General features: G+C 51.8%; 29 protein-coding genes and 1 tRNA gene. 13 read left to right on the top strand and 17 right to left on the bottom strand.

All coding sequences use genetic code 11. The features are described 5' to 3' along the window. Positions 1-15: 15 nt before the first annotated feature. Together E3E32_RS02805 and E3E32_RS02810 are read right to left on the bottom strand one after the other, a co-directional pair. Complete coding sequence (locus tag E3E32_RS02805) at positions 16-204, bottom strand: 50S ribosomal protein L37e (RefSeq protein WP_012571604.1); 189 nt, start codon at positions 202-204, stop codon at positions 16-18. Positions 205-229: 25 nt separating this feature from the next. Beyond that, on the bottom strand, positions 230-466 hold the full coding sequence (locus E3E32_RS02810; RefSeq protein ID WP_012571603.1) for an LSm family protein: 237 nt from the start codon (positions 464-466) through the stop codon (positions 230-232). A 149-nt stretch (positions 467-615) separates the two neighbouring features. Between E3E32_RS02810 and glyS the strand changes: the two genes are divergently transcribed. From glyS to E3E32_RS02830, 4 genes are all read left to right on the top strand, one after another. Next, positions 616-2,319, top strand: coding sequence for a glycine--tRNA ligase (gene glyS, locus E3E32_RS02815; RefSeq protein ID WP_167730926.1), 1,704 nt, complete (start codon positions 616-618; stop codon positions 2,317-2,319). Between the two features lie 37 nt (positions 2,320-2,356). Continuing rightward, on the top strand, positions 2,357-2,863 hold the full coding sequence (locus E3E32_RS02820; RefSeq protein ID WP_167730071.1) for a DUF402 domain-containing protein: 507 nt from the start codon (positions 2,357-2,359) through the stop codon (positions 2,861-2,863). Beyond that, positions 2,860-3,144, top strand: coding sequence for a DUF167 domain-containing protein (locus E3E32_RS02825; RefSeq protein WP_167730072.1), 285 nt, complete (start codon positions 2,860-2,862; stop codon positions 3,142-3,144). Before E3E32_RS02820 ends, E3E32_RS02825 begins: the two co-directional genes overlap by 4 nt. Before the next feature lie 98 nt (positions 3,145-3,242). Further along, a complete protein-coding gene (locus E3E32_RS02830) occupies positions 3,243-4,355 on the top strand; it encodes an aromatic amino acid transport family protein (protein ID WP_240910585.1) in 1,113 nt (370 codons plus the stop codon). Positions 4,356-4,423: 68 nt separating this feature from the next. Here the strand turns inward: E3E32_RS02830 and E3E32_RS02835 are convergent, their stop codons facing one another. Continuing rightward, positions 4,424-5,428 carry a phosphorylating glyceraldehyde-3-phosphate dehydrogenase gene (locus E3E32_RS02835; RefSeq protein WP_167730073.1) on the bottom strand — a complete coding sequence of 335 codons (1,005 nt, stop codon included), beginning with the start codon at positions 5,426-5,428 and terminating at the stop codon, positions 4,424-4,426. Positions 5,429-5,584: 156 nt separating this feature from the next. On the opposite strand from E3E32_RS02835, the gene E3E32_RS02840 reads away from it, so the two are divergent. Then, entirely contained in the window at positions 5,585-6,343 is a 759-nt protein-coding gene (locus E3E32_RS02840) for a molybdopterin-binding protein (RefSeq protein ID WP_167730928.1), read from the top strand. Positions 6,344-6,426: 83 nt separating this feature from the next. Next, positions 6,427-7,254: a translation initiation factor IF-2B subunit alpha gene (locus tag E3E32_RS02845; protein ID WP_167730074.1), complete on the top strand. Its 828-nt coding sequence runs from the start codon at positions 6,427-6,429 to the stop codon at positions 7,252-7,254. 57 nt (positions 7,255-7,311) lie between these two features. Here E3E32_RS02845 and E3E32_RS02850 read toward each other — a convergent pair whose 3' ends face one another. Beyond that, the gene (locus E3E32_RS02850) at positions 7,312-9,414 is read right to left on the bottom strand and encodes a Gldg family protein (protein WP_370456359.1); all 2,103 of its coding nucleotides are present in this window, start codon (positions 9,412-9,414) and stop codon (positions 7,312-7,314) included. A gap of 138 nt (positions 9,415-9,552) precedes the next feature. Between E3E32_RS02850 and E3E32_RS02855 the strand changes: the two genes are divergently transcribed. Beyond that, positions 9,553-10,068: a cob(I)yrinic acid a,c-diamide adenosyltransferase gene (locus E3E32_RS02855; protein ID WP_167730076.1), complete on the top strand. Its 516-nt coding sequence runs from the start codon at positions 9,553-9,555 to the stop codon at positions 10,066-10,068. An 11-nt stretch (positions 10,069-10,079) separates the two neighbouring features. Here the strand turns inward: E3E32_RS02855 and E3E32_RS02860 are convergent, their stop codons facing one another. Genes E3E32_RS02860 through E3E32_RS02875 form a run of 5 tightly spaced genes read right to left on the bottom strand, consistent with a single transcriptional unit; the run spans position 10,080 to position 13,865 of the window. After that, positions 10,080-11,327 (bottom strand): MFS transporter, encoded by a 1,248-nt coding sequence (locus tag E3E32_RS02860; protein ID WP_240910555.1) that lies wholly within the window; start codon positions 11,325-11,327, stop codon positions 10,080-10,082. 51 nt (positions 11,328-11,378) lie between these two features. After that, the gene (locus tag E3E32_RS02865; protein ID WP_167730077.1) at positions 11,379-12,035 is read right to left on the bottom strand and encodes a DUF4097 domain-containing protein; all 657 of its coding nucleotides are present in this window, start codon (positions 12,033-12,035) and stop codon (positions 11,379-11,381) included. Further along, a complete protein-coding gene (locus tag E3E32_RS10170) occupies positions 12,032-12,154 on the bottom strand; it encodes a hypothetical protein (RefSeq protein ID WP_255453202.1) in 123 nt (40 codons plus the stop codon). Before E3E32_RS10170 ends, E3E32_RS02865 begins: the two co-directional genes overlap by 4 nt. 5 nt (positions 12,155-12,159) lie before the next feature. Further along, on the bottom strand, positions 12,160-13,464 hold the full coding sequence (locus E3E32_RS02870; RefSeq protein ID WP_167730078.1) for a hypothetical protein: 1,305 nt from the start codon (positions 13,462-13,464) through the stop codon (positions 12,160-12,162). Further along, a complete protein-coding gene (locus E3E32_RS02875) occupies positions 13,461-13,865 on the bottom strand; it encodes a helix-turn-helix transcriptional regulator (RefSeq protein WP_167730079.1) in 405 nt (134 codons plus the stop codon). Before E3E32_RS02875 ends, E3E32_RS02870 begins: the two co-directional genes overlap by 4 nt. A gap of 123 nt (positions 13,866-13,988) precedes the next feature. On the opposite strand from E3E32_RS02875, the gene E3E32_RS02880 reads away from it, so the two are divergent. Together E3E32_RS02880 and E3E32_RS02885 are read left to right on the top strand one after the other, a co-directional pair. After that, on the top strand, positions 13,989-14,873 hold the full coding sequence (locus E3E32_RS02880; protein WP_167730080.1) for an AEC family transporter: 885 nt from the start codon (positions 13,989-13,991) through the stop codon (positions 14,871-14,873). 53 nt (positions 14,874-14,926) lie between these two features. Then, positions 14,927-15,946 (top strand): M42 family metallopeptidase, encoded by a 1,020-nt coding sequence (locus E3E32_RS02885; RefSeq protein ID WP_167730081.1) that lies wholly within the window; start codon positions 14,927-14,929, stop codon positions 15,944-15,946. Between the two features lie 114 nt (positions 15,947-16,060). Here the strand turns inward: E3E32_RS02885 and E3E32_RS02890 are convergent, their stop codons facing one another. The 6 genes from E3E32_RS02890 to serK form a co-directional block, all read right to left on the bottom strand. Next, a complete protein-coding gene (locus tag E3E32_RS02890) occupies positions 16,061-17,044 on the bottom strand; it encodes an SPFH domain-containing protein (protein WP_167730082.1) in 984 nt (327 codons plus the stop codon). Position 17,045: 1 nt separating this feature from the next. Then, complete coding sequence (locus tag E3E32_RS02895) at positions 17,046-17,540, bottom strand: hypothetical protein (protein ID WP_167730083.1); 495 nt, start codon at positions 17,538-17,540, stop codon at positions 17,046-17,048. 11 nt (positions 17,541-17,551) lie between these two features. Continuing rightward, complete coding sequence (locus E3E32_RS02900; protein WP_240910556.1) at positions 17,552-18,448, bottom strand: hypothetical protein; 897 nt, start codon at positions 18,446-18,448, stop codon at positions 17,552-17,554. Next, positions 18,448-19,434, bottom strand: coding sequence for a hypothetical protein (locus E3E32_RS02905; protein ID WP_167730084.1), 987 nt, complete (start codon positions 19,432-19,434; stop codon positions 18,448-18,450). The genes E3E32_RS02900 and E3E32_RS02905 overlap by 1 nt, the downstream gene beginning before the upstream one ends. A gap of 187 nt (positions 19,435-19,621) precedes the next feature. Continuing rightward, a complete protein-coding gene (locus E3E32_RS02910) occupies positions 19,622-20,275 on the bottom strand; it encodes an HAD family hydrolase (protein WP_167730085.1) in 654 nt (217 codons plus the stop codon). Positions 20,276-20,381: 106 nt separating this feature from the next. Beyond that, on the bottom strand, positions 20,382-21,110 hold the full coding sequence (serK, locus tag E3E32_RS02915) for an L-serine kinase SerK (protein ID WP_167730931.1): 729 nt from the start codon (positions 21,108-21,110) through the stop codon (positions 20,382-20,384). 170 nt (positions 21,111-21,280) lie between these two features. Here serK and E3E32_RS02920 point away from each other — a divergent pair, with 170 nt between their 5' ends. The 4 genes from E3E32_RS02920 (at position 21,281) to E3E32_RS02935 (ending at position 24,569) form a co-directional block, all read left to right on the top strand. Continuing rightward, the gene (locus E3E32_RS02920) at positions 21,281-22,426 is read left to right on the top strand and encodes a DUF763 domain-containing protein (RefSeq protein ID WP_167730086.1); all 1,146 of its coding nucleotides are present in this window, start codon (positions 21,281-21,283) and stop codon (positions 22,424-22,426) included. 9 nt (positions 22,427-22,435) lie between these two features. Further along, a complete protein-coding gene (locus E3E32_RS02925; protein WP_167730087.1) occupies positions 22,436-22,765 on the top strand; it encodes a hypothetical protein in 330 nt (109 codons plus the stop codon). Between the two features lie 420 nt (positions 22,766-23,185). Beyond that, on the top strand, positions 23,186-24,028 hold the full coding sequence (locus tag E3E32_RS02930; RefSeq protein WP_167730088.1) for a hypothetical protein: 843 nt from the start codon (positions 23,186-23,188) through the stop codon (positions 24,026-24,028). A 157-nt stretch (positions 24,029-24,185) separates the two neighbouring features. Then, positions 24,186-24,569: a Holliday junction resolvase-like protein gene (locus tag E3E32_RS02935; protein WP_206205197.1), complete on the top strand. Its 384-nt coding sequence runs from the start codon at positions 24,186-24,188 to the stop codon at positions 24,567-24,569. Between the two features lie 181 nt (positions 24,570-24,750). Here E3E32_RS02935 and E3E32_RS02940 read toward each other — a convergent pair. Together E3E32_RS02940 and tgtA are read right to left on the bottom strand one after the other, a co-directional pair. Beyond that, positions 24,751-24,827: transfer RNA gene (locus tag E3E32_RS02940), tRNA-Val, on the bottom strand. Between the two features lie 43 nt (positions 24,828-24,870). Beyond that, the gene (tgtA, locus tag E3E32_RS02945) at positions 24,871-26,613 is read right to left on the bottom strand and encodes a tRNA guanosine(15) transglycosylase TgtA (RefSeq protein ID WP_167730089.1); all 1,743 of its coding nucleotides are present in this window, start codon (positions 26,611-26,613) and stop codon (positions 24,871-24,873) included. Positions 26,614-26,647: the final 34 nt, after the last annotated feature.

A 26,647-nucleotide genomic window follows, 5' to 3' on the forward strand; every position in this document is an offset into this window, starting at 1 on the left:
GGAAAGAGAAAAAGTTCAGAGGAGGTTCCTCTTCTTCTTCCACTTGTGGGACCAGCTGTACTTCCTCATGCGCCTGCTCCTGCCAAAGCCGCACGAGGCGCAGTAGCCCTTCTTTATGTTGTATGACCTCTTACCGCATCTGCGGCACTTGATGTGAGTGGGAGTATGGTTCCTCCTGCCCTTCGGCGCGGTTCCGCTTCCCATGGTATCACCCCGCTAAACTCTAAGCTCACTCGACACCAACATCAACCGGGGAAATCGCCAGGACGTTGTCTCCCCTGATAACGATTTTACCGTACTTCTTAACGACCTCGCCGTCCTGGATCATCTCGGCACCGGCGAGGACGATGTTCAGGTGAATGTCGTAACCGATGAGCTTGCCCCTGAACTCGAACCCCTTCTTCAGGATGACGAGCACGTCCTTATCGAGGGACCTGTGGATAACGTCGAGTGGTCTTTCCGCCATTTTCACGCACCTCCCAAATAATCAAAGCTCATAGCCATAACGAGGCAATCGGTTTATAACTCTTTCCCTCTCCCTATCTTGACGATTAGACGAACGAACGCCCAAAAGGTTTTTATGAAAATCCCTTACTTGAGTTTCAGGTGGTGAGTATGGCGGATAAGTACGAGATTCTTCAGGACCTCATGAGAAGGAGAGGCTTTGCCTGGGGTAGCTTTGAAATCTACGGTGGTACGAGAGGTTTTTACGATTACGGTCCTCTGGGGGCTACAATAAAGCGCAAGATAGAGCAGAAGATAAGGGAAGCCTTCCAGAGGGAAGGTTTCTTCGAGCTTGAAACCCCGGACATAACTCCCGAAAAGGTCTTCATAGCGAGCGGCCACGTTGACAAGTTCGTTGACCCGCTTGTTGAGTGTAGGAAGTGCGGCGCCAGGTTTAGGGCCGACCACCTCGTTGAGGAGGCCCTCGGCATAGACACCGAGGGTATGAGTGCCGACCATTTGACCCGGCTCATAAGGGAGCACGACATAAAATGCCCCGAGTGCGGCGGTGAGCTTTCCGATGTCTGGTACTTCAACCTCATGTTCGAGACTAAAATCGGTCCCTACGGTGACCAGAAGGGTTATCTGAGGCCTGAAACGGCCCAGGGCATTTTCGTGAACTTCAGGCGCCTAAACGCTTTCGCAAGGAACAAACTTCCCTTCGGCGTTTTCCAGATAGGCAAGGCCTACCGTAATGAGATCTCACCGAGACAGGGAATGCTCCGCCTGAGGGAGTTCACGCAGGCCGAGGCGGAGATATTCTTCAACCCGAAGGAGACTGAACATCCGCACTTCGACGAGGTCAAGGACGAGGTTCTGAGGCTCTACCCAATAGAGAACCAGCTCAAGGATCTCGGTGAGATTGAGATAACCGCAGAAGAGGCAGTAAAGAGAGGCTACATCATGAACACCTTCTTCGCCTACTATATGGTCATGGTCAAGCGTGTTCTCCTTGACATTGGCATTCCCGAGAGTGCCATACGCTTCCGCCAGCAGTTGCCCGAGGAGAGGGCCCACTACTCCAGCGACACATGGGATGTTGAGATACACAGCGAGCGCTTTGGGTGGGTGGAGTGCGTCGGCATAGCATACCGTGGAGATTATGACCTCAGCAAGCACATGAAGATGAGCGGGGCAGATTTAACCGTCCTCATCCATTATGACGAACCGAAGATAGTCAAACGCCTGGTTGTCAGCCTCAACATGAAGCGTGTCGGACCGAAGCTCAAGGGCGACGCCAAGAGGATAAACGAGAAGCTCAAGGCGATGAGCCAAGAGGAGCTCGAAAAGATAGTCAAGAGCCTCAATGAGACTGGTAAAGCCATCATAGATGGCTACGAGCTTGAGAAGGACGACTTCATAATCAAAGAAGTCGAGGAGAAGATAACGGGCGAGAAGATAGTGCCCCACGTCCTCGAGCCAAGCTTTGGTATCGACAGGCCGTTCTACCTGCTCCTCGAGAACTCTCTCGTCATAGAGGAGGATAGGACATACCTCAGGCTCAAGAAGGACATGGCACCGATTGAGGTTGCCGTCCTTCCGCTCGTTGCGAAGGAACCGCTCAAGAGTATAGCCTACGAGGTGTTTAGAAAGCTCCAGAAGACAGGCTTCATAGCGGTGTACGACGAGAAGGACACGATAGGGAGGCGCTACATCAGGTACGACGAGATTGGAACGCCCTACTGCGTCACGATAGACAACCAGACACCCGAGGATGGCACGGTAACGATCAGGGACCGCGATACGAGGGAGCAGGTCAGGGTGAAGATAGATGAGCTCCCGGAGAAGCTGAGAGAACTGATTTTTGGGGAGTGAGTTCTTCTTTTCTCTAATACCCTTTCTGGTGTCTCTCATGAAAATCCACCTCATCTACCATCGCCTTCCAAACCGCGTGCTGGAGCGATACGATGAGGTAGTTGCTGACATTGGCGATGTGATAGTTGCCAAGTCCGAGTTTACAGGAATGCTGGCACCCCTCAGGGTGAACGGCGTTGAGGTCATCAAGAACGGCTACACGATGGTCTACTTCGCCTTCGTTGGTGAGAACTACGACATCCTGAAAGTCTACGACGAAAACGGTAAGTTCAAAGGCCTCTACATCGACGTTCTGGCCTACACGAAGCGCGAAGGGAACACGATAGAAATGCTTGACCTGTTTCTCGACATCTTTGTCTTTCCCGGCGGCGAGGCCTTTCTTCTCGACGAGGACGAGCTTGAGATGGCCCTCAACTACGGCCTGATTGACAGGGAGACCTTCGACTTCGCCTACCGCATCGCGAGGGAGATACTCGAAAAGCTTAAGCGTGGTGAGTTTCCACCGAAAATAGTCTGGGAGTACAGGCTGGAGGGTCGGGAATGAAGTTCATCAGGGAAACCAAGGACGGCGCTGTAATCCTGCTTTATGTCCAGCCAAAGGCGAAGAAGAACGAGATTGAAGGCGTTGATGAGTGGCGCGGTAGGCTTAAAGTCAAAATCAAAGCCCCACCAGTGGAAGGAAAGGCGAATAAAGAAGTAGTCAAGTTCTTCTCCAAGATGCTTGGGGCTGAGGTCGAAATAATTCGGGGCGAAACTTCTCGTGAGAAAGATCTCCTGGTTAAGGGTTTTTCCAGCAAAGAAGTCCTTAAAAAACTTGGACTCTAACGTCCAAGTCTGTTCTCTACTCTTTTTCTGGTATCGGTGACGAACACCTTTTTTCAGAGCAACGCTTAAATTCATGAACCTTTCTTCATCTCTCGGTGATGGTCATGAAGAAGCTCACGCTGGCAGAGGCAAGTGCTATACTCATTGGGACTCAAATAGGGGCGGGTGTTCTGGGCTTGCCGTACGCGCTTAAGAATGCGGGCTTTGCCGGAATAGCAATTATCGTCGCCGTTGGCATTCTCACACTCCTCACAGCCCTTTTCGTGCTTGAGCTGGCCGTCCAGAGGGGAGGAACGCTTACTTCACTTGCGCGCGAGACGCTTGGGAAGGCGGGCGGCTGGCTGATGCTCGCGAGCATATCCGTTCTCAGCTATGGAGCTCTCATAGCCTACATCGCTGGAAGCGGTGACATACTATCCTCTCTGCTTGGAATTAACAGATCCATATGCGCTATATTTTTCTGGATGATTATGAGCGGAATCGTACTCATGGGCCTCAAAGCATCGGGCGAGGCAGAGCTGATGCTCAACTTCCTCCTGCTTGGTGCGCTGGCAGTTGCAGTGGCTTTGATGCTGCCGAGGGTGAACGTTGAGAATATGGCAACGGTAGATACCTCCGTCCTGGTCTCCGGGATAGGTGTCGCCATCTTTGCCTACGTAAGTCACATGGTTGTTCCCGAGATGTACAAGGGGCTCGAAAGCGCGGAGAAGACCAAAAAGGCCGTCCTCATAGGTTATCTTGTACCGATGGCATTCTACGCTCTCTTCGTCTTTGCCTTCGTTGGTGCGCTCGGAGGGAACACCCCTCAGCTGGCCACATCGGCTCTCGAGGACTACTATGGCGGCTTAGGCAAGGTGCTCGGTCTTATCCTTCCGCTCGCGGCCATAAGCACGAGCTATATCGGCATAGGCTTCGCCCAAATGGACAACCTTCGCGAGGCCTTCAAGCTTAACAAGAGAAGTGCATGGCTCCTGACGGTGGTTCCACCCCTGCTGATATACTTTGCCGGTCTGAAGAGCTTCGTCAGCGCCCTCTGGCTCGCTGGAACATTCGGCGGCCTTCTCTACGCGGGAATCCTGCCGGTGGCGATGTACGTCAAAACGAAGAAGGTCTGCCCGCCGAAGTGTGTGAGGATTCCACACGGCGTTGCTTACTTTGTTGGAGCGATTTTCTTCATAGTTTTCATATATTCAGTGGCGTCACTGGTCTGAACCTTTCTTTTTATTCCCTAGGCAGGTATTCATATATGGAGAACTAGAAAAGGATAAATTGAAGAGATTCACTTCAAAATCCCAAGGCTCTGGTTCGTCTTCCTTATGCTCTCCCACTTGTCGGCCATCTCGAACATAGCCCTTATCGCATCGATGTTCTCAGGTACTACATCGCTCTCCTGATGGACCGCTTGGATGTAGAAGAGCCTGTTTCCGCGGACGCTTATGCTCTCCTTCCAGACGGCTATCTCGTAGAGGTTGTTCCACTCCCTGTGAAGGTCTCTTGCAAACTCTATGAGCTGGGCCGTGCTCTCGAAGCCCTTTTCCTTCTCGAAGAGCAGAACGCGCGTGGTGTTCTCGAAGATGTCTATGACGTCCTTTGCTTCGAGCGGCTTCTTCAGCTCTACCATTATGCTGTGAACGTGCATTATTGTGGTTGGCACAACGAAAGCTGAAGTCTCGATGTTTATCGGGATTACCGTCTGGACGTCCGGCCCGTGGTGGGACGGAACCGTAACGCTCGGCTTTATGGCGTTTATCGGTCCGCGCTTGATATCGTTCGGGTCGGCAGCACGACGGATCATCACGGCGTAGACGTAGTCGATGTACTCCTGAACTGCGCTGAGGGTTCTTGTGAGGCCGGTGGTGTTGCAGGAGACGACTCTAACATAGTCCTTGCCGAGGGCCTTCTTGTAGTTAGCTTGGGCTACGAAGGAAACTTCCGCGGTGCTTGCCTTCTCGCCGCCCTGGAAGATGGCCTTGACGCCGGCCTTTTCATAAACTGCCTTGTTCTTTGCTCCCATGCCGCCGGGGGTGGCGTCGACTATGACGTCGACCTTTTCCAGCAGGTCACTGAGTGTTCCAGCGACCTCGAAGCCAGCATTCTCAAACCTCGGCAAAAACTCCTCACCCGCAGCGTAGACTGGAATGCCGAGCTCCTTAGCCCGGTAAGCCTCAAAATCTGGCTTTGTCTTTGTAACTCCGATCAGCTTCATATCGTCCTGCCTAGTGACCGCGTAAGCGACGCGCTTTCCTATGGTTCCGTAGCCGTTAATTCCCACCTTAACCTTCATGATACCACCAAGAATTTTATGGCTGTGAAATACTTAAGCCTTGTTTTCACTCGTGGTGAAAAGTGGCGTTAGTGAACGCCTTTTTGACATGAAGATGAAAATTCCATCCCGCTGGAATTATAAGGTTTCTCGTTGAAAACTCCTCGGGTGATGACAATGTTTGCCGAGATACTCACCATAGGCGACGAACTGCTGACGGGGAACACGATAGACAGCAACTCGGCCTTTATCGCCCAGAAGCTTACCGAGAGGGGCTACTGGGTGAGGAGAAAAACCACCGTCGGCGATGACGTTGAGGAGATAAAGAAGGTTATCCGTGAGATCCTAGATAGGAAACCAGAGGTTCTCATCATCTCTGGAGGTCTGGGACCGACCCACGACGACGTGACTATGCTTGCCGTTGCCGAGGCCCTCGGGAAGAATCTAACCCTTTGTGAGCCCTGCATTGAAAGAATTAAAGCCTTCTATGGGCGCCTTTATAAGGAAGGTTACATCGATGACCCTGAGCTGAACGAGGGGAGGAAAAAGATGGCCTACCTTCCGGAAGGGGCCGTCCCCCTGGAGAACACCGAAGGAGCCGCACCTGGGGCGTTCATAGAGCACGGGAGTGTTAAGATTTTCGTCCTTCCCGGGATGCCGCGTGAGATGAAGGCGATGCTGGAAAAGGAGGTTCTTCCGAGGCTTGGGGAGAGAAAGTTCATCCAGAGGAAGCTTCTGGCAGAAATAACCGATGAGTCGAAGCTGGCTCCAATCCTCATCGAGACGCTGGAGCGCTTTGAGGTCAGAATACACTCCTCGCCAAAGGGCTTCGGCAAATACATTGGGATAATCATCTTCGGAGAGAGCGAAGAGGAGATAGAAAAGGCCAAGGCCTTCATGGAGGAGAGAGGCATTCGCTTCGAGGAGGGCTGGTAGCGAAAGAGTGATAAGGATAAACGGGCAATTCCATCGGGTCAAATCCAGCCGAAGGGGAGTCAACCGCTGTTGTGGTGTGAGCCATGCTTCCCCCGGAAATTCGCTCCATCCTCGAAGAGATGCGGGCCGAGCGCATAAGAGGCGCGAGTTACCTGGCCAAGAGAGGCGCAGAAGTATATATAAAGCTCGCTGAGCTTTTAAGCGGCGATGGACTAAGGGAAGCTCTTGAGGAGATGAGAGAAGAGATTCCTGCCGTGAACAGGACGATGGCCTCACTCTACAACCTGGCCAGATTCATACCCATCACGGATAATCCCGACCTTGTAATATCAAAGGCCGAGGAGTTCATCCGCCTGAGCGAGGAAGCCAAGAGGGAGATCGGCAACATTGGGAGCGAGCTGATAGACGAGAATGAGGTAATAATAACCCACTCCTTCTCCTCGGCTGTTCTGGAGATTTTTAAGGCCGCGAAGAGGAAGGGCAAGCGCTTCAAGGTAATCCTAACGGAGAGCGCACCGGACTACGAGGGGCTGGCCTTAGCCGGGGAGCTTGAGACCCTAGAGATTCCCTTCGAGGTTATCACCGACGCTCAGATAGGAATCTTTGTCAAAAAAGCCACCCTGGCCTTTGTCGGTGCCGACAACGTTACGCGTGATGGGGCGGTTATCAACAAGGCTGGCACGTACCTCCTTGCCCTAGCCTGTCATGACAATGGCGTTCCTTTCTACGTCGCAGCAGAAAGCTTTAAACTCCATCCTGAGCTGAACTCCGAGGAGGTTGAAATAGTCGAGAGACCCTACGCGAGACAGGGCTACCGCGTCAGGAACTATCTCTTCGACATCACGCCCTGGAAATACGTTAGAGGAATAGTAACTGAACTCGGAATTCTGGTGCCTCCGAAGGAGATTTAAAGCCCTCTTTTCTTGTCATCTTCGCAATCTAGAAAGAACAGAAGGAAAGAAAAGAAATCAAATTTCGTGGGCCAGCCAGAGAAGGACGCCCTTGACGAACGGCCAGTTGGTGTTGATATAGTTGCCGTAGTAGGAGTCACTAATGGCCTTGCTCGAGCCGTAGGCGACGATTCTGCCGCTTCCGACCTCGACAGCTGCTGCTATAATTGGCTTGGATCCCTTCTCGTAAATGACGTTTCCATCCTTGTCCACTGAATAGGACGTCTCATAGCCCCTGACGAGCCAGACAACGTTGCCGCTCACGGTGAGGGTGTCACCGCTGTAGTACATCTGGTGGTCCGCAGTTAGGAACTGCATAGCCGGGTGGTCGAGGTTGTAGATTCCTACGAGCGGGAACCACTTCCGGCCAGTGTTGACGTCGTCATCCATGAGCTCGTCGTTGTTGAACTCGATTCCGTACTTGCTAACGACTTTGTTAAGGCTCTTGTAGTAGACGTGATTGTAGTAGTTCTCACCAAGTATGAAGAGACCGCCACCGTTCTCAACAAACTGCTGGATCGCCTGAGCTTCTTCATCGGTTATGTCCTGGCTGGGGTTGGTGATTATGAAGATGTCGTACTCCTTGAGCTTCTCGTAAGTTATCGGCTCGGTGTTAATATCAACTATCCAGCCGAGTTCGTTCTGGATGTTTTCTATGAGGGTCTGCATGCCACTGGTGTCAGTCTTGGTCGGGTTGTAGTATTGACCGTGCGAGGCGTCAATGAGCACTTTAGTGATTGTGATGCTTATGTTGGTGGACGGGGTGATATTGGTCTGGTTCTCAGTCACGTTAGTCTCGTTTCCTGGTGCTGGCGGCTGGTAGATGGTCTCAACTTCCTTGAGGACTCTCTGAAGGTGCGGCAGGACGAACTCCAGCTCCTGCACGACCTCCCTGCTCAGGAGTGCTGCCTTCCTGATATGAGCCATCACCGGGAAGTAGTAGGCCATTCTGTAGGGGTTCTGCTGGATCAGAAGACCCTTAAGGCTGTCGTAGATGGTGTATTCCCTCTGTATCTCTGCCATGGTTTCGTTAATCCACTGGATCTTAGGCTCAAGATCTCCAAAATCGACACCGTACTGCCTGAGCTTGTTAACGGTGTAGGTGAAGTTCTCGTAGAGTTCTGTGAGGTTGCTCATCTCCCTGGAGTAGAGTCTCTCGTAGTAAGGAGTAATGCCGTAGGCAACAACATTGGGGTTGGGGATGACTTCGATGGTGAAGATTTTTTCACTTTCTTCAGCGATGATCGTGAGGGTGTGCCCTCCAAGGCTCGTCGGAATTACGTAGAACTCCACAATCCTAGTCTCCCCAGACTGGAGGTCGAAGTCTTCGGAATACACAATGGTATCATCAAATTTGACAACAAAAGTCACATTGCTTGGATTCGTTCCACTGTTGAAGACAGTAGCTTTAACTCTGGATGGAACATCCTTGATGAATGCGTAGTATTCAACGTCGGTTATTTTGACGGCTGGATTGTAGAGCTGGTAGCTAATGGGGAGGATTTCGTAGGTATAGGAGTAGACGTAGACAACTCCAGTAACGTATTTGAACTTGGCTCCCGGCTGGAGGTCAGAAGAAGCACTGCTTGAAAAGAATACCAGTGCCTCACCACTACCGTCGTCAATCCATATTTTTGTGTACCCTCTATCGTACCTATCTGTTATCTTGGCATCCACGAACTTTACAAGGACGCCCTGCCACTTTTCCTGGTTCACTTCACCAGTAGATACCACCGTCGGTTCTGGGACAGTCCCGCTTCCTATCACAGTATAATATTCGCCGTATGTGGGATTCACTGAAAGCTCCTTGAGGCCGTTGTAGTACTTTGCATAGCCATAGACCTCAACTATCTGGCCAGGCTCTACGTTTGGATACGATTTGTATCCTGTGTAAACATAAATTCCCGTATACGGTCCTGTTCCGTTCTGGATAAAGAAGCCGTTGTTATCGCGGTATGTTACTATTCCGCTTGTAAGGACATCACTGTAGAGATAACTATTGAAGTTCTGATTCAGCTCTACCAGCGGAACATAAGTGGCTGCCTGCACTGGCTTTATCGCCCACGTTGGCACTATACCCAGAATCAAAATCAATGCTATTATTATTCCAGCTCTCCTCATGATGACCACCCAAAAAAGGAAGGCATTAGTGTATAAATAAGTTTTCCTTTCTCGTACAGGTGTCTTTCATCACCGACAGTGTTCATTGGCTTCCACAAACAATAAAACCAGCCAGGACAAATTTAAGGAGGTGATCCCATGCCAATAACGACCAAAACCGGTGATAAGGGTTTAACAGGCCTCTTTACAGGCGACAGAATTGCGAAGTACTCGCCCATGATGGAAGCTAACGGCACCATAGACGAGCTGAGCAGTTTTCTTGGAGAGGCGAAGCACTACGTTCCCGATGAGATGGCAAAGGTACTCGAAAAAATCCAGGTCGAGCTTTACTCGCTCATGGCTGAGATAGCCAGCAAGGGCAAGTACAAAAAGGTCGGGAAAGAGGAAGTCAAGTGGCTTGAGGAACTTATTCATAAGTATGAAGAAGAAGTTCAGCTCCGCGCCTTCGTCCTGCCAGGCTCCACCATCGCTAGCGCCAAGCTCGATGTATGCAGGGCAGTGACAAGAAGGGCCGAGAGGGCCGTTGCACGGCTTGTTCTCGACTATGGCTTTGGAAGCAGCGTCCTCGTCTACCTTAATAGGCTCAGCGATCTGCTCTTCATAATGGCAAGGGCGATAGAAAAGAGGGAAGAAAAGATGAAAGAGGTCAAGTAGTTCTCTTTGCTTCAGCTCTCTCCGTATTTTTGCTCCATAAGCAGGATCTCTCTGTGTTTGATGTAATAGTAGAGTGCCACTGTCCCCATCATAATCCAAAGGACGGCGCTTATCTGCCAGACAGAGAAGCGCTCCATCAGAGCCCCCACGACCACAAGGCCGAGAGGCGCGGATACATTCATGAGCAGGGCAAGGGCAGAGAAAACCCTACTGCGGAGTTCAGTGGGAATAGCGCGCTGTATCTTGGCGTTGAGGGGAACGTTAATCAGCGCGTTGCTAAAGCCCCACAGTATGGACACTCCGGCGAGGGTAAAGAATGCAACGGTCGTGGCAAGCTCTGCATAAGGCGAGACCACCCATATGAAGACTAACATCATGGCACCGTTGAATGCAAGCGCCTTGAAGAACAGCCTGCCCGGCCTCTTCAGCTTCACGGCTATGAGGAGGTTGCCGAGGAGCATGCCGCCCATGAAGGCGCTTTCGAGCAGTCCAAACTGCTGGCTGGAAAACTTGAGGATCTCCCTGAAGGAGTAGGGCATTATAACCGCGCCGAAGGGCTGACCGAGTGCATTCATGAAGAGGGCGAAAAACATGAGAACCATGAGGTAGTGACTGGAGCGCAGGAACGCTATTCCCTCCTTTATGTCCCCGATGACCTGTCTGGCGCTCTCAAGCTCCCTAGTCTTCCACTCGTAGTGTATTAGGGCTTCAAACAGTCCGGAGCCAAAGAAGCTCACCGCGTTTATGAGCAGGGCGAGCTTTATCCCGCCGAAGGCGTAGATGATGCCACCCAAGGCTGGGCCAACGAGCCTCGCTATTATTGAGAAAGAACTCACCGTGGAGTTTGCCTTCTCCAGCTCTTCAGGCTCAACGAGATCCGGAAACATCGCGCTCGTGGCGGCCCCAAAGAACGTCCCCATGACCGCCATGACGACCTGAATTGTGAGTAGCTGGTAGATGCCGAGGAAGTTGAACGCTATGACCGCAAAGAGCAGGAGGCCCCTCGCGAGGTCAAAGCCCACCATGAGCTTCTTCCTGTTGTAGCGATCACCTATTACACCCGCGAACGGCATTATAATGAGAGAGGGGATGATGTCCGCTAAAACGAAGAGTGTCATCATGCCACCACTGTGGGTCTGGTCGAGCACGTAGAGCGGCAAAGCGACTTCCTGCACCGCCCAGCCGAGCTGTGAGATGAAGCGGCCGACCGAGAAGAGCCAGAAGTTCCTGTTGAGACCCTTAGACTCGTTGGGCATCATCACTAACCCCCGGTTCCAAGTAATTGTTCAATTAAGGAATTAAAGTGAAAATCAGACCAGCTCGATCTTCACGTCTCCGTTCACAGTGCTTACCTTCACCTCTAATTCGCCCGTGCCAATAATCGGGTCGTTCGGATTGATGCCGACGAACCTAACGTTTCCGTTCACTTTCTTGCTGATTATTCTAGCGTCGCAGAAGTCCGTGAGGCAGAGTGTCATGTTTCCGTTCACGCAGTTCACCTCGATGTCGTCTTCAAGCTCCTCGATGGTCAGCTCGATGTCCCCATTCACCGTTGAGGCTTTCAGAGGGCCCGCAACCGGAAGGTGGGGCCTTATCTCGCCGTTCACGGTTTTGAGCATCTCCGCCTCGCACTCCTCAAGGATTAGCGTTCCGTTCACAGTGGTGGCCTCTTCAAAGCGAACTCCCTCAGCTCTAAGCTTGCCGATAACCGTGTCCACTCTCAAAGTTACTCCCCTCGGAACCTTGAGGGTTATCTCAGCCCAGCTGTCCTTTCCAAGCCTGTTAAAGAACCTTCTCCTCGGTTTCTCCTTGATTGTCAGGGTTTCGCCGTTTAGATTTGCATCGACCTTCACATCGTCTCCGTGAAGCTCGTAGGTAAGCTCCACATAGCTCTCGTCCCAACTTTCTACCCGCGTTTCCGCGGCAACGAGGTGGAGTTCGATTCTTCTAACGCCGTCGAACCTCATACACGTCCCTCCAGTGGACAGAGAATAAAATCAAAAAGCGGCCTTTCGTGGCCGTCTTTCTTTTCGCGTTCCTCAGGTGTATTTACCTCCGATCCCACTATCACGGCAACTGTTTCCATTCCCTTCACCCTAAGTACTCCATTAGCTCGTCCAGCAGCTCCTTTACGCGCCTGTTTAGTCTGGCCCTGTCTATACCAAGGCCCTCTATCAGCTCCGCGCTCTGTTCCTCGACGATTTCCTTGGCCTTCGCCATAACGAGTCTGTAGGCATCTTTGTTCTCTACCGTGTAGCTCTTCCCACCGGCCCTTATGCGAACCTTTCCTTCCTTGGCCGAGATCACCACATCCTCGATGCGTATCTTTGCCCTTCCCCTGCCCACGGTTATCGAAACCTCCCCGGAGCGGAGTGAGACGTGGTCCCTCCCAAGGGATAGGCTCTCGCTTCCGCTCTTATAGAGAACCTTCTCGCCGTCAACCTCTATCGAGTATTCGTCCGTCTGAATCCTCAGCCTGTCGCCGACCTTGGTGAGCTGGAAGCCGTTGGCAAGCTCCCTGATGGTGAGCATCTCGCTCGACGGTCTCTCAGGGTGCCCCTCGCGGAACCTCATAGGGCCTATCCTGACTTCCTCACCACTCGGGGTCTCTATGACTTCGATGAATGGAAGCTTAACGTATTCGTAGCCCTCCCCCTCGTAGACCTTGATGAAGCCAAGATCGACCACCGTGTCCCTCCTGCCCCTCTTGTAGAGCCTGTCCGGGTTTATCAGCTCGTTTGCCCTTTCCACGAAGGATGGGTCGGGGGAGGTCTTCTTTCCGGTTATGTTCTCAGGCGTCCAGAGAGCAACTGGAGAAATCAGCTTCTTCCTTACAGCCCCAAGTGGGGTTTCTGCCTCGACTGTAAATTCTCCATCCAGGACCCAGCCAACCTTTTTCCTACCAAATCTGATCGGATACGCTTTACCGCTCCCCCTGAGCTTCACGTCGCCGAAGTCTGCCCCGTTGAACTCGTAGGCACTTTTCTCGACCTTTATGTCGAGCTTTTTCTCGTCGAACTTGGCCATCAGCAGACCCGCGATGGTCAGCACAACCGCGTATGCAAAGGCCGTTCCAGCGTATCCGCTGAGGGCCTTCGACATGCCGAGCCACTTCCCAAAGAACAGGAAGACGCTCGTCCAGAAGGCACCTTTTGCCAGCGCAAAGATTATTCCGCTCAGCGTTACGCCGAACCACTTCCCTACGCTCAGCAGCTCGAAGGCAAATATCAGACCTATTATCGCGTAGACCATATAGTCGTTGTACTCCTCAAGCCTCAATGGCCCCTTGAACAGCCAGAGAAGCAGCAAAACGGCTGTAAAACCCTTCAGATACTCGGCGATCTTAAACCTTGGACTCTCGTGTGCCACCACACGGTACTTCCACTCAAAACTCATTCTTCCACCTCCTCAAGGGCAGTAATTATCTCGAGCAAACGCAAAAACAAACGACCGTCGGGCGATATCTCGTACTTGTCACCTTTCTTGACCATCCTCGTTTTGACGAGAAGCTTGAGGTGGTGTGAAACGGTGGGGCTCTCCACACCCAGCGCTTCCTTTATCTCCTTGAAGCCCATCGGCTTCTCGGAGAGCATCTTGAGGATTCTAATCCTATCGGGGTTTGCCAAAGCCTTCAGCGTCCTTGCTGCCTTTTCCTCGTCGAGCTCTGGAAGGCTCTCGAGCTTCTTTTTGAGGCGCATCTTGATGGAAAGCATGACCTCGTCCACGGGGTCGATGCTCTCCTCGAGCGCCTCTAACCTCTTCTTCAGCTCCTCGAGCTGGGTTCTCAGGTCTTCCATGCTACCACCAGGTACAGATTTTTGTAGTACAATTCTCTGTACTTAGATGGTGCGTTTAGTATATAAAAATTTATCGGTTCAATATGCCAAAAACGTTTTAACGCTCAAATCTAAATCGTCTCCATGAACATCGTCCAGATGCTCGCGCTCATAATCATCGGCTACGTCCTTAAGCTCGTCCTCAAGGATGAGAAGCCCTTCAACTACCTTAGAATCCTTGTAAACGACTTTCTTCTGGCCCTCTTTATCTTTGGCAACGTGGCAAGCAAGGATCTAGCCTATCTCCTCAGCATAAAGACAGTTTTTATGTACGTGTTCATTATCATTGGTCTCAGTCTGAGTCTCTCCTATCTCTACGGCCGCCTCTTCCTGAAAAGCGACGAGCTGTGGGCAGGTGCGCTGATGGTGCTTTCCGTCTATCCGAACACCGCTGCCCTTGGCTTCCCCATAGCGGGCCTTTTCCTTGACGACATAACGCCGGCGATACTATACTCCACCACCAACTCTATGATAGTGCTTCCAATCGTTACCTTCATAGCTGCCCACTACTCTAGCGGCGGAGCCTCGGTGAAGAAGAGCTTTCTCAAGGCCCTTAAGTTTCCCCCTACTATGGCAAACCTGCTCGCCCTGGGGCTTGTGATAGCAGGGGTGAGGGTTCCTGATGTCATTCTTGAACCGATAAAAACCATCGGCTGGTGGAGCATCCCATTGCTTCTCATCTACTTCGGATCGAGGATTACCTTCAGCCGCTTTGAGGTGAGGAAGCTCTTGGAAGTTGGAACGTTCAGAATAGTTGTGCCCTTCCTGTTTGTGTTCCTTACCCTGCACTTTGCCAGTAAAGACATCTTCTACTCCGTTCTTGTCGAAGCCTCGATGCCGCCAGCAATAGCGGCCAACGCTATTCTGGCACAGTATAAGCTCAAAGCGGAGGAGGCAATAAGCGTGACTTTTGTACTGACATTGACAGCCATCGGGCTCTTCATGGTTCTTAGGGCACTCGGGGTCTGAGGACTTCCGTTGGGGTTTTAAATCTCAACAATGAATCTCCGGCGGTGATTAATATGGAGAGAGTCGTTAGGATACTCAAGGAGATTCTGGAGATACCTTCCCCGACCGGATACACTCAGGAGGTTTTAGCCCACATTGAGAAGCTCCTGAACGAGAACGGCGTAAAGACGTACTACACCAACAAAGGGGCTCTGGTGGCTGGCAACCACCCGGAGCCGGAGCTTGTGATAGCGGCCCATGTTGACACCCTCGGGGCGATGGTAAGGGGAATACTTCCTGACGGACATCTGAGCTTCACCAGAATCGGCGGCCTTCTCCTTCCGACGTTTGAAGGGGAGTACTGCACAATAATCACCCGCTCGGGCAAGCGCTACCGCGGAACGCTACTCCTTAGGAACCCGAGTGTTCACGTGAATAAGGAGGCAGGAAAGAAGGAACGCAAAGAGGAGAACATGTACATCCGCCTGGATGAACTCGTCGAGAAGAAGGAAGACACCGAGAAGCTCGGGATAAGGCCCGGAGACTTCATAGCCTTCGATCCGAAGTTCGAGTACGTGAACGGCTTCGTTAAGGCTCACTTCCTCGACGACAAGGCCAGCGTTGCGGTTATGATAGACCTCATGCTTGACCTTGGAGCGGAAACCCTCGAAAAGCTCCCCGTGGCGTTCTTCTTCTCGCCCTACGAGGAGGTCGGCCACGGCGGTTCGGCGGGTTATCCGCCGAGCATGAAGGAGCTTTTAGTCGTGGACATGGGCGTCGTTGGCGAGGGCGTTGCTGGCAAAGAGACTGCCGTTTCAATAGCGGCTAAGGATTCAAGCGGCCCCTACGACTACGGCATGACGACGAAGCTCATCGAGCTGGCCGAGAAGCATGAAATCCCCCACGTCATCGACGTCTTCCCCTACTACGGCTCCGACGGTTCAGCGGCCTTAAGGGCAGGCTGGGACGTCAGGGTTGCACTCATCGGGCCGGGAGTTCATGCCAGCCACGGCATGGAGAGGACTCACGTCAAGGGGCTTAAGGCGACGAAGGATCTGGTGAGGGCATACATTGAGGAGGAGTTCGGGGTTTGAACATCTACTTCTTTATCCTTCTGAAAGCTGACCCATAGAAATTTCTATCAGACTCGTTCTTGCGAGAAGCTACTCATTGCATCGCCATCAAGAGAGAAAAATTGAGAGGAAGCCTCATTCTAACTTAGCCCCACAAACAGGGCAGAACTTCGCTCCCTCAGGAACTATATGCCCATTTGGACAGCGGTGGATCTGGTGTCCGCAGTAGGGGCAGAAGCGTGCTCCTGGGGGGAGGGGCTTGCCGCAGTAGGGACATATCTCCTGTTGCTGTGCTGCTGGAGCAGCTGGCTGCTGCGGCTGAGCGGGCGGAACTCCAGCTCCGGCATAGGGTTGAGTCGGCTGTGCGGGAGGCTGCATCAACTGCGGGATGAGCACCATTCCTGTGCCCATAGCCGCTCCAGAGCTCTTTCCGAGCTCCGCTGCAACTTGCTTAGTGGTGTCCATCTGCATGACGTATTGAGCGTTTCCTGTCTGCATAATCCAGAAGAGCCTCTGGCGCCACTCGTCGGTCGTGTTTACCCCCTCAATCTTGACGTCAACCAGCTCAAGGCCGAGCCGCCTGAAGTCCTCTATGAGCTTGACCTTGACCTGGGTGCTGACCATATCAAGGTTCTGGAAGAGGTCGATGATGGAGTAGGTCGAGAGGTGCTTCATCATACCCTCGTTGAAGTAGGCCCTGATGAACCTGGTGACATCATTAGCGTCGTAGAGGCTCTGACCGCCGACGACCTCGGTGATGAAGAGCACCGGGTCAGCGACCTTGAACCAGTAGACACCGTAGTACTTTATCGGAGCAAGCTCCCTTGTCTGCGTCTCTCCCCCATAGCGTCCCTGGAACTCCTTCATGCTGACGAAGATTACCGTCGCCTTAAACGGGCTGTTTGAACCGCCGACGAGCTTGTAGAGGAGCGGAAGGTTCTGGGTCGTCAGCGTGTGCCTCCCAGGGCCGAGAACGTCGTATATTTTGCCGTCGCGCATGAAGACTGCCACTTCATACTCGTGGACTATCAGCTGGGCACCCCACTTGATGACCTCGTTGGGGTAGCGCCAGATTATCTCGTCTTCACCGGGGTTGACCCACTCTATGACCTGCACCATTTCACTCACCTCTCAGAATCATGCTTCTGCCCTCAACTGTGTCCTCGAACTCTCTAATCTTGTCATCGAGATTCAGGACTTCCACGCCGAGCCTTGCGGGGTCAGAAACTGCATCCCTTATAACCCCAGCCATCTTGGCGATCTCCTCAGCGAGCTCCACCATCCTTGCGTCGTACTGGATGAGCTTTTCAAGCTCCGGCTCCTTCACCTTTACCCTGTCAAAAAAGCCCGCATACCCCGCCTCAGCGTGCCTGACCTTACCCTCAAGCATTACCAGTCTCTTGCGCAGGTTATCTATCGCCACTAGCTGGTCGCAGTTCACCATCGCACACCTCTGAAGGGCTCTTTCGAGCTCTCTTCTCGCTCCCGCTAGTATTTCGGCCACATTTTCCCTGACAAGCCTGTCGTCTTCCCTCAGGAGCTCCTTCTTCTTGTACCCATGAAAACCGGGTATGGCCAGCTCAAGCTTTTCCCATATCGAAGTCTCTTTCCCCATTCCAACACCCCCTAAACTGTGCGGAAATAAGCATTCTCTTTGCCCACCCTCATGACTTCACTTACCACCCTTTTGCTGACGGAGCCTTTGGAGAATATCCCCGCGGCACCGGCAACACCGGCGACAAGAGCACCCAAAAGTCCAATCCCATTGCCGGTTGCTGTGGCGGCGATTAAACCGATGAGAATGCTGCCCCCGATAACTCCGAAGCCCAGGATCGTGGCTTTTTTCCTCGCCTCGCTCATGAGGGGGTACTCTCCCCTCACAACTCGCCCGTCAGTACCGTCAACGTAGTTCCTAAAGGTCTGCCCTCCGTACTCGTAGTGCACCTCCCAGACGGGATAGTGGACGAGACCGAGGAACTTCACTTCAAGCTCAAGGTCGCCTATCCGGCTCCCTTCCCCCTTGGCCTCCCACTTAAGGGCAGTTTCGAGGTTGGAGCGTGCTATGGCCTCTGCCTGCTCCTTCGTCATTTCCGGCTCGTAGTACTTTCCCTTCTTTACTACACTCTCCTCAAAGAACCTCTTTCCCCTGACTGGAAAGGGATAGTTATGCATGAGGACTTTAAGAGGAGAACCAGCAGGAATTCCGAGGAAGCAGACTTCTTCAACGGTTTCCTTTGAGCCGCTCTTCCCGTGGAGGTAGAAAAAGTAAACCGGAATCCAGTGTAGCTCTTTTTTCGTGACCTTCGCCCCCGTTATGTCCGCTGGCGCACCGTACTGCCTCGAAAGGAACTTGAGGAGCTTTCCGGCTGGATCCTCCTTTATGGGTGGGAAGAAGAAGTGCTCGATGAGCTCTTCACTCGTCTTTACCCTAAAGGTTGTCCCGCAGTAGGGGCAGGTAGCCACTGAGACCGTATCTGGAACCTTAAACGTGGCGGAACACGTAGGGCAGGTAACCTCCATCATCACACCCCCAGGAGGCTGGAGCTCTCCCTCTCAATTCTCTGGCCCTCAAGGACTTTGCTTCCAGCGAACCAGCTCAAGGCGGCGCCGCCGACTATGGCCAGAACTGCAAAGACCAGTGACTCCGCAATTGCCCCGGCACCGAAGGCTGCAATGAGGGTCCCAATGCCGACCCCCGCAAGGTATTGGGCACGTCTAACCGTGCTCATGGGCTCCGTAGCCGCGACGTCCTTTCCATCCCAGCCGGCAAAGACTGTCTGGAAGATGGAGTTGCCGTAGCGGTAATATACAGTCCAAATGGGCAGGAGGAGAAGCCTAATGTTTTTAGGTTCCCCAGCAGTAACATCAAAGCGAAGTATTCTGTCGGACTTTTTGGCAAATCTGTCTCTAATAATGTCTATTGCATCTTCGCGCATCATGAGTTCTGCATGGTGCTCGTCCATCTCGGTGTTCAGGATTTCAAGCTTTATCTGCCCCCACTCGTCCTCTTCAAGGTCAAGAAGTCTTTTTCCGGAGGGTCGGGTTTTGGAGTAGTGGGTTATTAGGTCATCAACGCCAAAACTCCTTACCTGCCTCCTTGCAGAACCGAGAAGGCGTAGGGTTTCGTCCACCCTCTCTCGATAGCGGCGTTCTACCGTGCGACAGTGCGTCCTCCCCTGAGAATCGGTGTGACATTGTGTCTCCTTCTTTATGTACTCGACGATGCCCTCTACGTGAACCTTACCCTCCCAGTAGGGGGCGTAGTGGCCTTCTATCCCCACGATTTCTATCTCGTCCTTGATGCGCTTTAAGTCGAAGTCTTTCCCAACACGCTCCCAGAAGGCTTTGGCTATGGCGTTTTTGTCCAGAGAAGGAACGATGTAGATGTGCTCAGTCTTCAGGTTGCCGCTTATGTGATTTGGATGGCCGCAGTAGGGGCAGATAGCGACTATCGTTTCAGGAGAGACCTCGAGAGGCGCACCGCACCTCTCACATTTAAAGCCGTTCATAGTGCACCACTCTCTGTATTAAATGGATTTCTCCGTATTTAAGCATGCCGCACACAGACTCCAAACTGTTTTCAGTTACGACTTCAAAAACTAAAAGTGCACAGAGCAGTAAACCCTAGGGCTGTGTGTTTCACAGGCAAAGTAGTGTTATTAAGCCCAGTGGGTTATCCAACACACAGATCAACGGTTACCTAAGCTTTTTTACAAGCTCGACCAGCTCCCAGAGATCCTTTACGTAGTAGTCCGCCCCATCAACCTTTCCGAGACGGGTAACGTTGGCCACCCTCATTCCCGCACGGTGGCCCGCCAGAACATCATGAGCACTATCGCCGACCATCAGGGCCTCTTCTGGCTTGAGACTGAGCGCCCTGAGGGCTTTCTCCACGAGGTAGGGATTCGGCTTAACCCCATCGAGATTGGAGTAGTCCTTGCCGTAGACGACGTCGAAGTACTTCCTCAGGTCGAAGAGGTTCAAAACGAACTCGGTGCAATCTTGGGAGGCGTTGCTCACTGCAGCAAGCTTCAGACCCATCTTCCTCAGCTCTCCCAGAGCATCAACGTCAGGGAAGGGCTTTATTCGTCCGAGTTCCGCCATTCTTTTGCGGTATTCAAGGTTCACCCCATCAACAATCCGCCAGAACTCGACGTGATTGATGCCGAAGCGCTCGATGTAGCTCCTCGGCAGCTCGCCTGTTACGGTCTTTTTGTAAGTCTCATAATCCAGTTCGATGCCGTGCTCTCTTAAAGCGGGCATCACCCAGTTCTCGTACCATTCGCGGTGATCGTAGCCCTCATAGTAAACGAGCGTCTCATCAACGTCGAAGATTAAACCCTTAAGCATGCCTCAGCCTCCTGGACTGCTCATCACTTTACCGCGAAGCGCGGTTTCAGCCGGTTGATCCTTCTTCATCGGCGAAAGGAGTTAAGGAAAAAGGGGTTAAAAGGTTTCAGAAGAGCTCCTCAAGCTTGACATCTATCTTGTCGGGGTTGAACGGAAGGACGTGCCTGGTGGTCTTCGGGGAGTAGACCTCGCCGCGCTTGACGAGCTCCATGACCTCTTCCTTGCTCGGAGCCTTCCTAAGGAAGACGTAGTCAATCTCGCCCTTTGCCATGTCCTCTCTGGCGTCTTCCTTGAGACCGTAGTAGATGAGCTCAATCTTGCCCTCAACGCTCATCTCGTCGAGAACCTTGCTGACCTTCTTCTGCTCATCAAGGCCGCCGGGGATGGCAAAGCTCTTCTCGCCGACGAGGGCGAATGCTATCTCGCCCTTCTCGGCCTTCTCCTCGGCCTCTGGGTCCTCAATGACTTCGAGACCCTCGGCCTTGAGCCTCTCGAGAACCTCCTCAAGACTGCCCTTGAAGGCAGGGTACCAGGTGTAGACCTTCACATCATCGCTGAAGTAGTCGAGGATGACCGATGGGGCGCGCTTGGCGCCGAGCTTCTGAAGGCCGGCCCAGCGGTGGTGGCCATCAACGATGAGGTACATGTCCTCGCCCGGAACCTTCGCGAGGAGCATCGGCTTCCAGAAGAGGCCGGAGCCGGTAACGCTCTCGATGAATGCCTCGAGCTCCTTCTGGACGAGCTGCTCGTGGGGCTTCATCTTGTCGAGCTCAATAAAAACGTAATCGACCTTAATCGTGGGGATGTCATACTTCGGAACCTTTTCGACTCCCATTATCGCGACCTCCTTCAGCATTAGACCTGCAGACGAAAATCGAAGTAGAGGATAAAAAGGCTTTCCTTGTTTTACTGCCAGGTTAAATCGATGATTATGCATCTCATCTGGCCCTCACATGAGGATTTTCCGGAACAACGGTTAAAACCTTGAGTGATGATATAACCCTGATGAGAAACGTCGCTGATTTACCCCTCCACGGCGGCCACGTTCCACCATGGCTCGCCCAGAGGATGAGGAAGCTGACGCGCTTAGTCCTGATTCTCGCCGTCGAGGAGTACGGAACTAAAGGTCTTTTGGAGAGGCTCTCAGACCCGGTGTGGTTTCAGGCCTTCAACAACGTCATCGGCATGGACTGGGACTCCTCTGGGAGCACGACGGTAACGGCCGGAATGATAAAGGACGTCCTCTGGCGGGAGGAGCTGGGCGTTAAGGCTGCTGGCGGAAAGGGCAAGAAGAGCAGGGCAACACCGGAGGAACTGAAAACCATAGCCAAGATCTACGACCTCGACCCCACTCCCTACGTCCGAACGTCCAAGCTCGTGGCAAAGGTCGACACCGTAGCCCTCCAGACTGGCTATCAGCTGTACCACCACGTCTTCTTCCTCGACGAAGAAGGCAACTGGGCAGTGATACAGCAGGGTATGAACGAGGCCGAGAGGATGGCGAGGCGCTTCCACTGGTTTGACGCAGAGGTTTTCACCCTCGACCCCCACAAGGGGATTGCAGGTTTAAAGAGGGAGTTCGCGCTGAACACTGTCTCGAAGGAGGCCAGGGAATATCAGAAGACGCTTCTAGATATCATTCAGGAAAAGCCCGTGAAGATAGAGCGCGAGCTTGAGAGCCTCAAGGCTATAGCGAAGGGCTACCGGCCGCTTGTCTACTACAAGCCGCGCGACGTTGATGAGGTCTCCCTCCTCAAGCGCTACGAGAGCCTCGGGAGGCTGGAGCTTAACAAGAGAGCCCTTGAGTTTGCCCGCGAGCTGAGCGTGAATAACTACGAGGAGCTTCTCCTCCTGAAGGGCCTCGGCCCGAGCACGCTGAGGGCTCTATCGCTCGTTCTGGAGCTTGTTTACGATGTCCATCCGTCGTGGAAGGATCCAGTAACACACCCGCCGGACCCCTTCAAGTTTACCTATGCCGTTGGAGGCAAAGACAGGGTGCCCTTCCCGATCGAGAGGAAGACCTACGACGAGCTGATAAGCTTCCTCGAAAAGCTCGTCGAGAAGAACCCACAGGAGAAGGCCCTCGTCCGGAACGTGACGAAGATAACGAAGAACTGGAAGTTCCCAGAGGAAGAGAAGAGGGCGACATAGGAATAGGATATGCCTAGTTCTAGGAGGTTATTATCATTGTTACCCCTAACCGAACTACATAAAGGTTCAACAGGCCCTACAGAGAATATTGGATGCAGATTCTTGGGAGATTGCAAGATTTACCGCATAGGGGATTTTGGACATAATGAAGGCTCTTTCGGGGAGAATAAGGGGATATGCAATATCTATATTAATGAACCTGAAGAAAATGGAAGCATTGTGAGGTTTGATTTTGTTTATGTTGAGCCTCCAGAATGCGTAGGATTTATCATAATTCCCAAAAAAGTTTGGAATGAGATAAGTAACGACATGAAGGCCAGAAATCACACAGCGCTATGACAGCATTAATGGGTGAGGCACGAGAACCCAACAAAGGACTCCGTGGAACAATATAATGTGCAATGCTGGGTTAATGCTCTAGAGCAATTTGGGCCACTAAAACGGTTGATAAAATTAGTATTGTACGATAGGTTATGTCGGACAGAGGGAGGTGGAATATAGGGGACAGTAGGGCAAAATTCTGTTAACAGTGATGTCTGTGAGGACACCACCATTGATGTTTTTTTGGAAAGATCGGTATGGAGATAATAGTACTAAAATTGTAGAATTTGTTTGGAAATGGATACTAGATTATGTTTTGGAATGTGCTGTTATGAGAATGCGTATAGGAACATCATAATGTTATAGAAACACAATATTTATATATGCTCATAAGAATACAGGAAAGAGTATCAACTATACTAGATAGGAGGTGGAAGAATGTCCCTTGTAGAGACAGTTGTGGGCTCTTTTATCGGAGTTGGATTAGGTTTTCTTTTTGGAATTGTCGTGTTGATATATGGTGCAGCAAAGAAGCAACTTGGTAGGGGTCTTGTGGGTTTCCTACTGAATATTATTGGTGGTTTGTTTTTGGGCATGGCACATATTGTTCTGGCCATTTTTGGACCAATAGTAATTACAGCAATACTGATTCGGTGGATTGCCGGGAAATCTGAAGGACCAGAACCTGGGAGTTCCGAAACTGAAACAGAGGGCAAAAGGAAGCCCAAGTATCTCAAGTATATAGCCGGCGCTGTTGGAGTGTTGATAATATTAATGCTGGTAGTCGGTAGCGGTGCGAATAGTAATTCTGGTGCTAAGTACCACTATACATGCCCTGCAGATAAGTACCTGCTTGCCAACGAGGACTTCGATGAAAGTGGCTGGAAGGTCAAGGATGTAAGTGAAAGTGACGTAGACGTGTATCTCTCCAAGTATGGAGAACTGAACAATTATGAATGTATGGCTACAGGAAGGGTCTTTGATTTGAGTATTAGTTTTGCACCAGCCACATACAACTATGGTATTTATGTATTTAACAACGAAGAACAAGCACAAATGGAGTTTAATAGCCTGAAACAAATGTATCTCAAAGAGGGTTCAATAGATACCTGTTCACTAGGTGATAATTGCTTTAGTTATACGCTAATGTCTGGTGGATGGGTATGGATACAAGAAAACAACGTAATTGTGGGTATATTTGGAGCAGGCCTTGGATCTGATGAGTCCAGTACCTTGGACTTTGGTAAGAGAGTTTTGGACAAGATGCACAGAGTGGGGTGATATTTTGATTTCGTTCTTTTTTAATATTTAACGCCAAGTGGGGGATTATAATGCTGGAAATAGCATGGCAATAGTAGGATTTTTGGTTGTCTTATTATTTATATTGTGGCTTAAGCTAGGAGAAATATCAAGACAGTACTATGAATTGAAGGCCTAAATGGAGAGTAGAGCACAAGAACTTTTTGAAAAGTGGAGGAGCGAAGAATTGGAAACTCAAAAACAAGTTCTGGAAGAGGCAATTAGGGAAAAATATGAGGCAGAGTTCCAAAGATGGAGACAAAAAGAGGAAAAGAAAATCAGACAAGATGCCGTAAGTAAGAGTAGGGCTGCGATAATGGGGCAAGTTGCTGAACACTTTATTCCGTACCTTCCAGGTTTTCGATATAATCCTAAAGATGCCAAGTTTCTTGGAAAACCTGTAGATTTCATTGTATTCGATGGTATGAGTGGAGGAAATCTCAGGAAAATCGTCTTTATTGAGGTGAAAACAGAAAGATATAGCAAGTTATCAAAAATAGAAAAACAGGTTAAAAAATTGTAGAACAAAAAGAGGTCTATTGGGAAGAAGTGCGTTATATACCTGATGATGGGGCGAATATGGGAAACTCAAATGATTAATGAATTTGAAGTATGTATCAGCAAAAAATGATAAATGAAGGTATTATGTCGTTGGAGGCTATTCTGAAAAAAAGGGAGACCGTTTTGAGTGGTTTCGGCTGTTATGGTGGGCCCGCGGGGATTCGAACCCCGGACCTCCACCTTGTAAGGGTGGCGTCATAACCATCTAGACCACGGGCCCGCCCAGAGTAAAGAAAAGGGGGAAGGTTATAAAATTTTCGAAGCTACTTCTCAACTCCTCTCCTGACCTTCACGGCCAGACCGCTCTGGAAGAGCTTGAGCTCCCTTCCGTTCAGCAGTGTCTGCCCGGTTGCCAGGAGCTCATCGTTTCTGTTCACGATAAGAACCTCGTCGTATGGCCTTATGTTCTCGTCAGCATCAATCACAAACTTCGCGAAGACGTTCTTGCCCTTCCTCGCGAAGGGTTCGGCGTCCTCATCGACCACCACGCGCATCCTCGGGAACGGCAGGATTTCGTGGAGCCTCTTAGCACCTTCGATACCGAGCGTTAAAAGCCCATCCTCCGCTCTGAAGGTTGCGAGGTGCTTGCCCTTTGCCTTGATCTGCCTTGGCATCCCCGTCTTCCTCGACAGCTCGACAAAGGCGTCCTTAAAGGCCTCCCCAGCACCCTCCCCGAACTGGTACTCGGCTACAGCCATAACGTAGTTCCTGACCTCACGCTTCCCTGGCTTCTCTATCGTAAAGTCCTCCTCGCCCTCACTCTGGGCAAAGGGGTAGCTGAGGCTTAAATACTTGGGAATCTCCCCGAATATCGGATGGTTGATTGTTTCAGGGAACTTCGCCTTAACGCGCTCCGCTCTCGCTTTGGCCCTCTGGACTATCGGCCACTTCAAGGATTCTTCGCTCACCTTGAAGAAGGCGCTCGCCTTGGTTATCGGCTCGTTCTTTTCGAGGTAGTCTTGATACTCGAGGAGGCGCTTGTAGGCAGCGTAGAGCTTCGGATGTGAGCGCGCCCTCTCGTCAACTAACCTCCAGAGTTCGCCCTCCTTGATGGCCTGCTTCACGCGGTTGAGCTCCTCCCGGATTACCCAGAGGTTGTGGAGAGCAAGAAGCCTCGTGCGCTCTTCCTTCGGCATCTCGCGGAGCTCCCGAGGGGTGTAGCGGCTACACACTGGACAGGAGCACGGAAAGTACTCGAGCTCACTCAGGTGCTTCGTCCCCTCAGACGTCAGGTAGCGGTCGTCCTTGGCGTAGAGGGCGTAGCTGGCAGAGTCAAAGAGGTCTATCCCCATCGCCACAGCTAAAGCGAATATCATCGGGTGGCCAGCGCCGAAGAGGTGAACCGGCCTGTCGGACCTCAAGCCCTGCTTGGAGGCTATGACCACATCAACCAAATCCCTGTAGCGGTAGCTCTCCATCAGCGGCACGACAGCGCCAATAGGATGAATCTCGAAGTTCATCTCGCTGAGCTTTCTGGCGGCATATGTTCTCAGGTCCGGATACGTTGAGCCCTGAACCGCCGCGTTCATCGCTATCCCCTTTATCTCCTCGGCCTCCTTCGCGCGCTCGAGGGTTATCCTGAGATCTTCCTCTGCCTTCTCCCTTGGAGCATCCGGGGGCGTGGGGATGTCAAGGAAAGTCCCGATGTCGACACCAATCCTCTCCTGGAACTCGACTATCTCCCTGTTGGTAACGTCAACGCCGCCGTAGCGCATGAGCTGGAAGGAGCCGGAATCGACCTCGATGATGCCGTCGTAGTCAAGGAGCCTGTGAATGCCGACCTCAAGGGCCTTCTCTCTAAGCTCGGGTGTCTTGTAAATGATGTAGGAGTTGGTGATTATTATGCCGAAGCCCATCTCCTTCAGTTCCTTCGGCGTCACTATGAGCTGCTTCGGGTTGATGACTGGCATTATGGCAGGCGTTTCTATCTTCTTCCCGTTAACTTCAAGCTTTCCAATCCTACCAGCGGCGTCTCTCGCCTTTACCTCAAACTTAAACTCGACCATCTCGCAACACCTCAAGAACCTTCGGCGGTCGGTT

Origin of the sequence: Thermococcus sp. GR6, from assembly GCF_012027415.1 — an archaeon.
Classification (GTDB): Archaea; Methanobacteriota_B; Thermococci; order Thermococcales; family Thermococcaceae; genus Thermococcus; species Thermococcus onnurineus.

Coding starts and splice junctions, on each gene's coding strand:
- E3E32_RS02840 (WP_167730928.1), top strand. CDS start 5,585: ATGTTTGCCGAGATACTCACCATAGGCGACGAACTGCTGACGGGGAAC.
- E3E32_RS02885 (WP_167730081.1), top strand. CDS start 14,927: ATGGAGAGAGTCGTTAGGATACTCAAGGAGATTCTGGAGATACCTTCC.
- serK (WP_167730931.1), bottom strand. CDS start 21,110: ATGGGAGTCGAAAAGGTTCCGAAGTATGACATCCCCACGATTAAGGTC.
- E3E32_RS02920 (WP_167730086.1), top strand. CDS start 21,281: ATGAGAAACGTCGCTGATTTACCCCTCCACGGCGGCCACGTTCCACCA.
- E3E32_RS02900 (WP_240910556.1), bottom strand. CDS start 18,448: ATGATGGAGGTTACCTGCCCTACGTGTTCCGCCACGTTTAAGGTTCCA.
- E3E32_RS02880 (WP_167730080.1), top strand. CDS start 13,989: ATGAACATCGTCCAGATGCTCGCGCTCATAATCATCGGCTACGTCCTT.
- E3E32_RS10170 (WP_255453202.1), bottom strand. CDS start 12,154: ATGGAAACAGTTGCCGTGATAGTGGGATCGGAGGTAAATACACCTGAG.
- E3E32_RS02860 (WP_240910555.1), bottom strand. CDS start 11,327: ATGATGCCCAACGAGTCTAAGGGTCTCAACAGGAACTTCTGGCTCTTC.
- tgtA (WP_167730089.1), bottom strand. CDS start 26,613: ATGGTCGAGTTTAAGTTTGAGGTAAAGGCGAGAGACGCCGCTGGTAGG.
- E3E32_RS02825 (WP_167730072.1), top strand. CDS start 2,860: ATGAAGTTCATCAGGGAAACCAAGGACGGCGCTGTAATCCTGCTTTAT.
- E3E32_RS02895 (WP_167730083.1), bottom strand. CDS start 17,540: ATGGGGAAAGAGACTTCGATATGGGAAAAGCTTGAGCTGGCCATACCC.
- E3E32_RS02930 (WP_167730088.1), top strand. CDS start 23,186: ATGTCCCTTGTAGAGACAGTTGTGGGCTCTTTTATCGGAGTTGGATTA.
- E3E32_RS02865 (WP_167730077.1), bottom strand. CDS start 12,035: ATGAGGTTCGACGGCGTTAGAAGAATCGAACTCCACCTCGTTGCCGCG.
- E3E32_RS02905 (WP_167730084.1), bottom strand. CDS start 19,434: ATGAACGGCTTTAAATGTGAGAGGTGCGGTGCGCCTCTCGAGGTCTCT.
- E3E32_RS02925 (WP_167730087.1), top strand. CDS start 22,436: ATGCCTAGTTCTAGGAGGTTATTATCATTGTTACCCCTAACCGAACTA.
- E3E32_RS02830 (WP_240910585.1), top strand. CDS start 3,243: ATGGTCATGAAGAAGCTCACGCTGGCAGAGGCAAGTGCTATACTCATT.
- glyS (WP_167730926.1), top strand. CDS start 616: ATGGCGGATAAGTACGAGATTCTTCAGGACCTCATGAGAAGGAGAGGC.
- E3E32_RS02875 (WP_167730079.1), bottom strand. CDS start 13,865: ATGGAAGACCTGAGAACCCAGCTCGAGGAGCTGAAGAAGAGGTTAGAG.
- E3E32_RS02935 (WP_206205197.1), top strand. CDS start 24,186: ATGGAGAGTAGAGCACAAGAACTTTTTGAAAAGTGGAGGAGCGAAGAA.
- E3E32_RS02870 (WP_167730078.1), bottom strand. CDS start 13,464: ATGAGTTTTGAGTGGAAGTACCGTGTGGTGGCACACGAGAGTCCAAGG.
- E3E32_RS02835 (WP_167730073.1), bottom strand. CDS start 5,428: ATGAAGGTTAAGGTGGGAATTAACGGCTACGGAACCATAGGAAAGCGC.
- E3E32_RS02855 (WP_167730076.1), top strand. CDS start 9,553: ATGCCAATAACGACCAAAACCGGTGATAAGGGTTTAACAGGCCTCTTT.
- E3E32_RS02820 (WP_167730071.1), top strand. CDS start 2,357: ATGAAAATCCACCTCATCTACCATCGCCTTCCAAACCGCGTGCTGGAG.
- E3E32_RS02805 (WP_012571604.1), bottom strand. CDS start 204: ATGGGAAGCGGAACCGCGCCGAAGGGCAGGAGGAACCATACTCCCACT.
- E3E32_RS02810 (WP_012571603.1), bottom strand. CDS start 466: ATGGCGGAAAGACCACTCGACGTTATCCACAGGTCCCTCGATAAGGAC.
- E3E32_RS02910 (WP_167730085.1), bottom strand. CDS start 20,275: ATGCTTAAGGGTTTAATCTTCGACGTTGATGAGACGCTCGTTTACTAT.
- E3E32_RS02890 (WP_167730082.1), bottom strand. CDS start 17,044: ATGGTGCAGGTCATAGAGTGGGTCAACCCCGGTGAAGACGAGATAATC.
- E3E32_RS02850 (WP_370456359.1), bottom strand. CDS start 9,414: ATGAGGAGAGCTGGAATAATAATAGCATTGATTTTGATTCTGGGTATA.
- E3E32_RS02845 (WP_167730074.1), top strand. CDS start 6,427: ATGCTTCCCCCGGAAATTCGCTCCATCCTCGAAGAGATGCGGGCCGAG.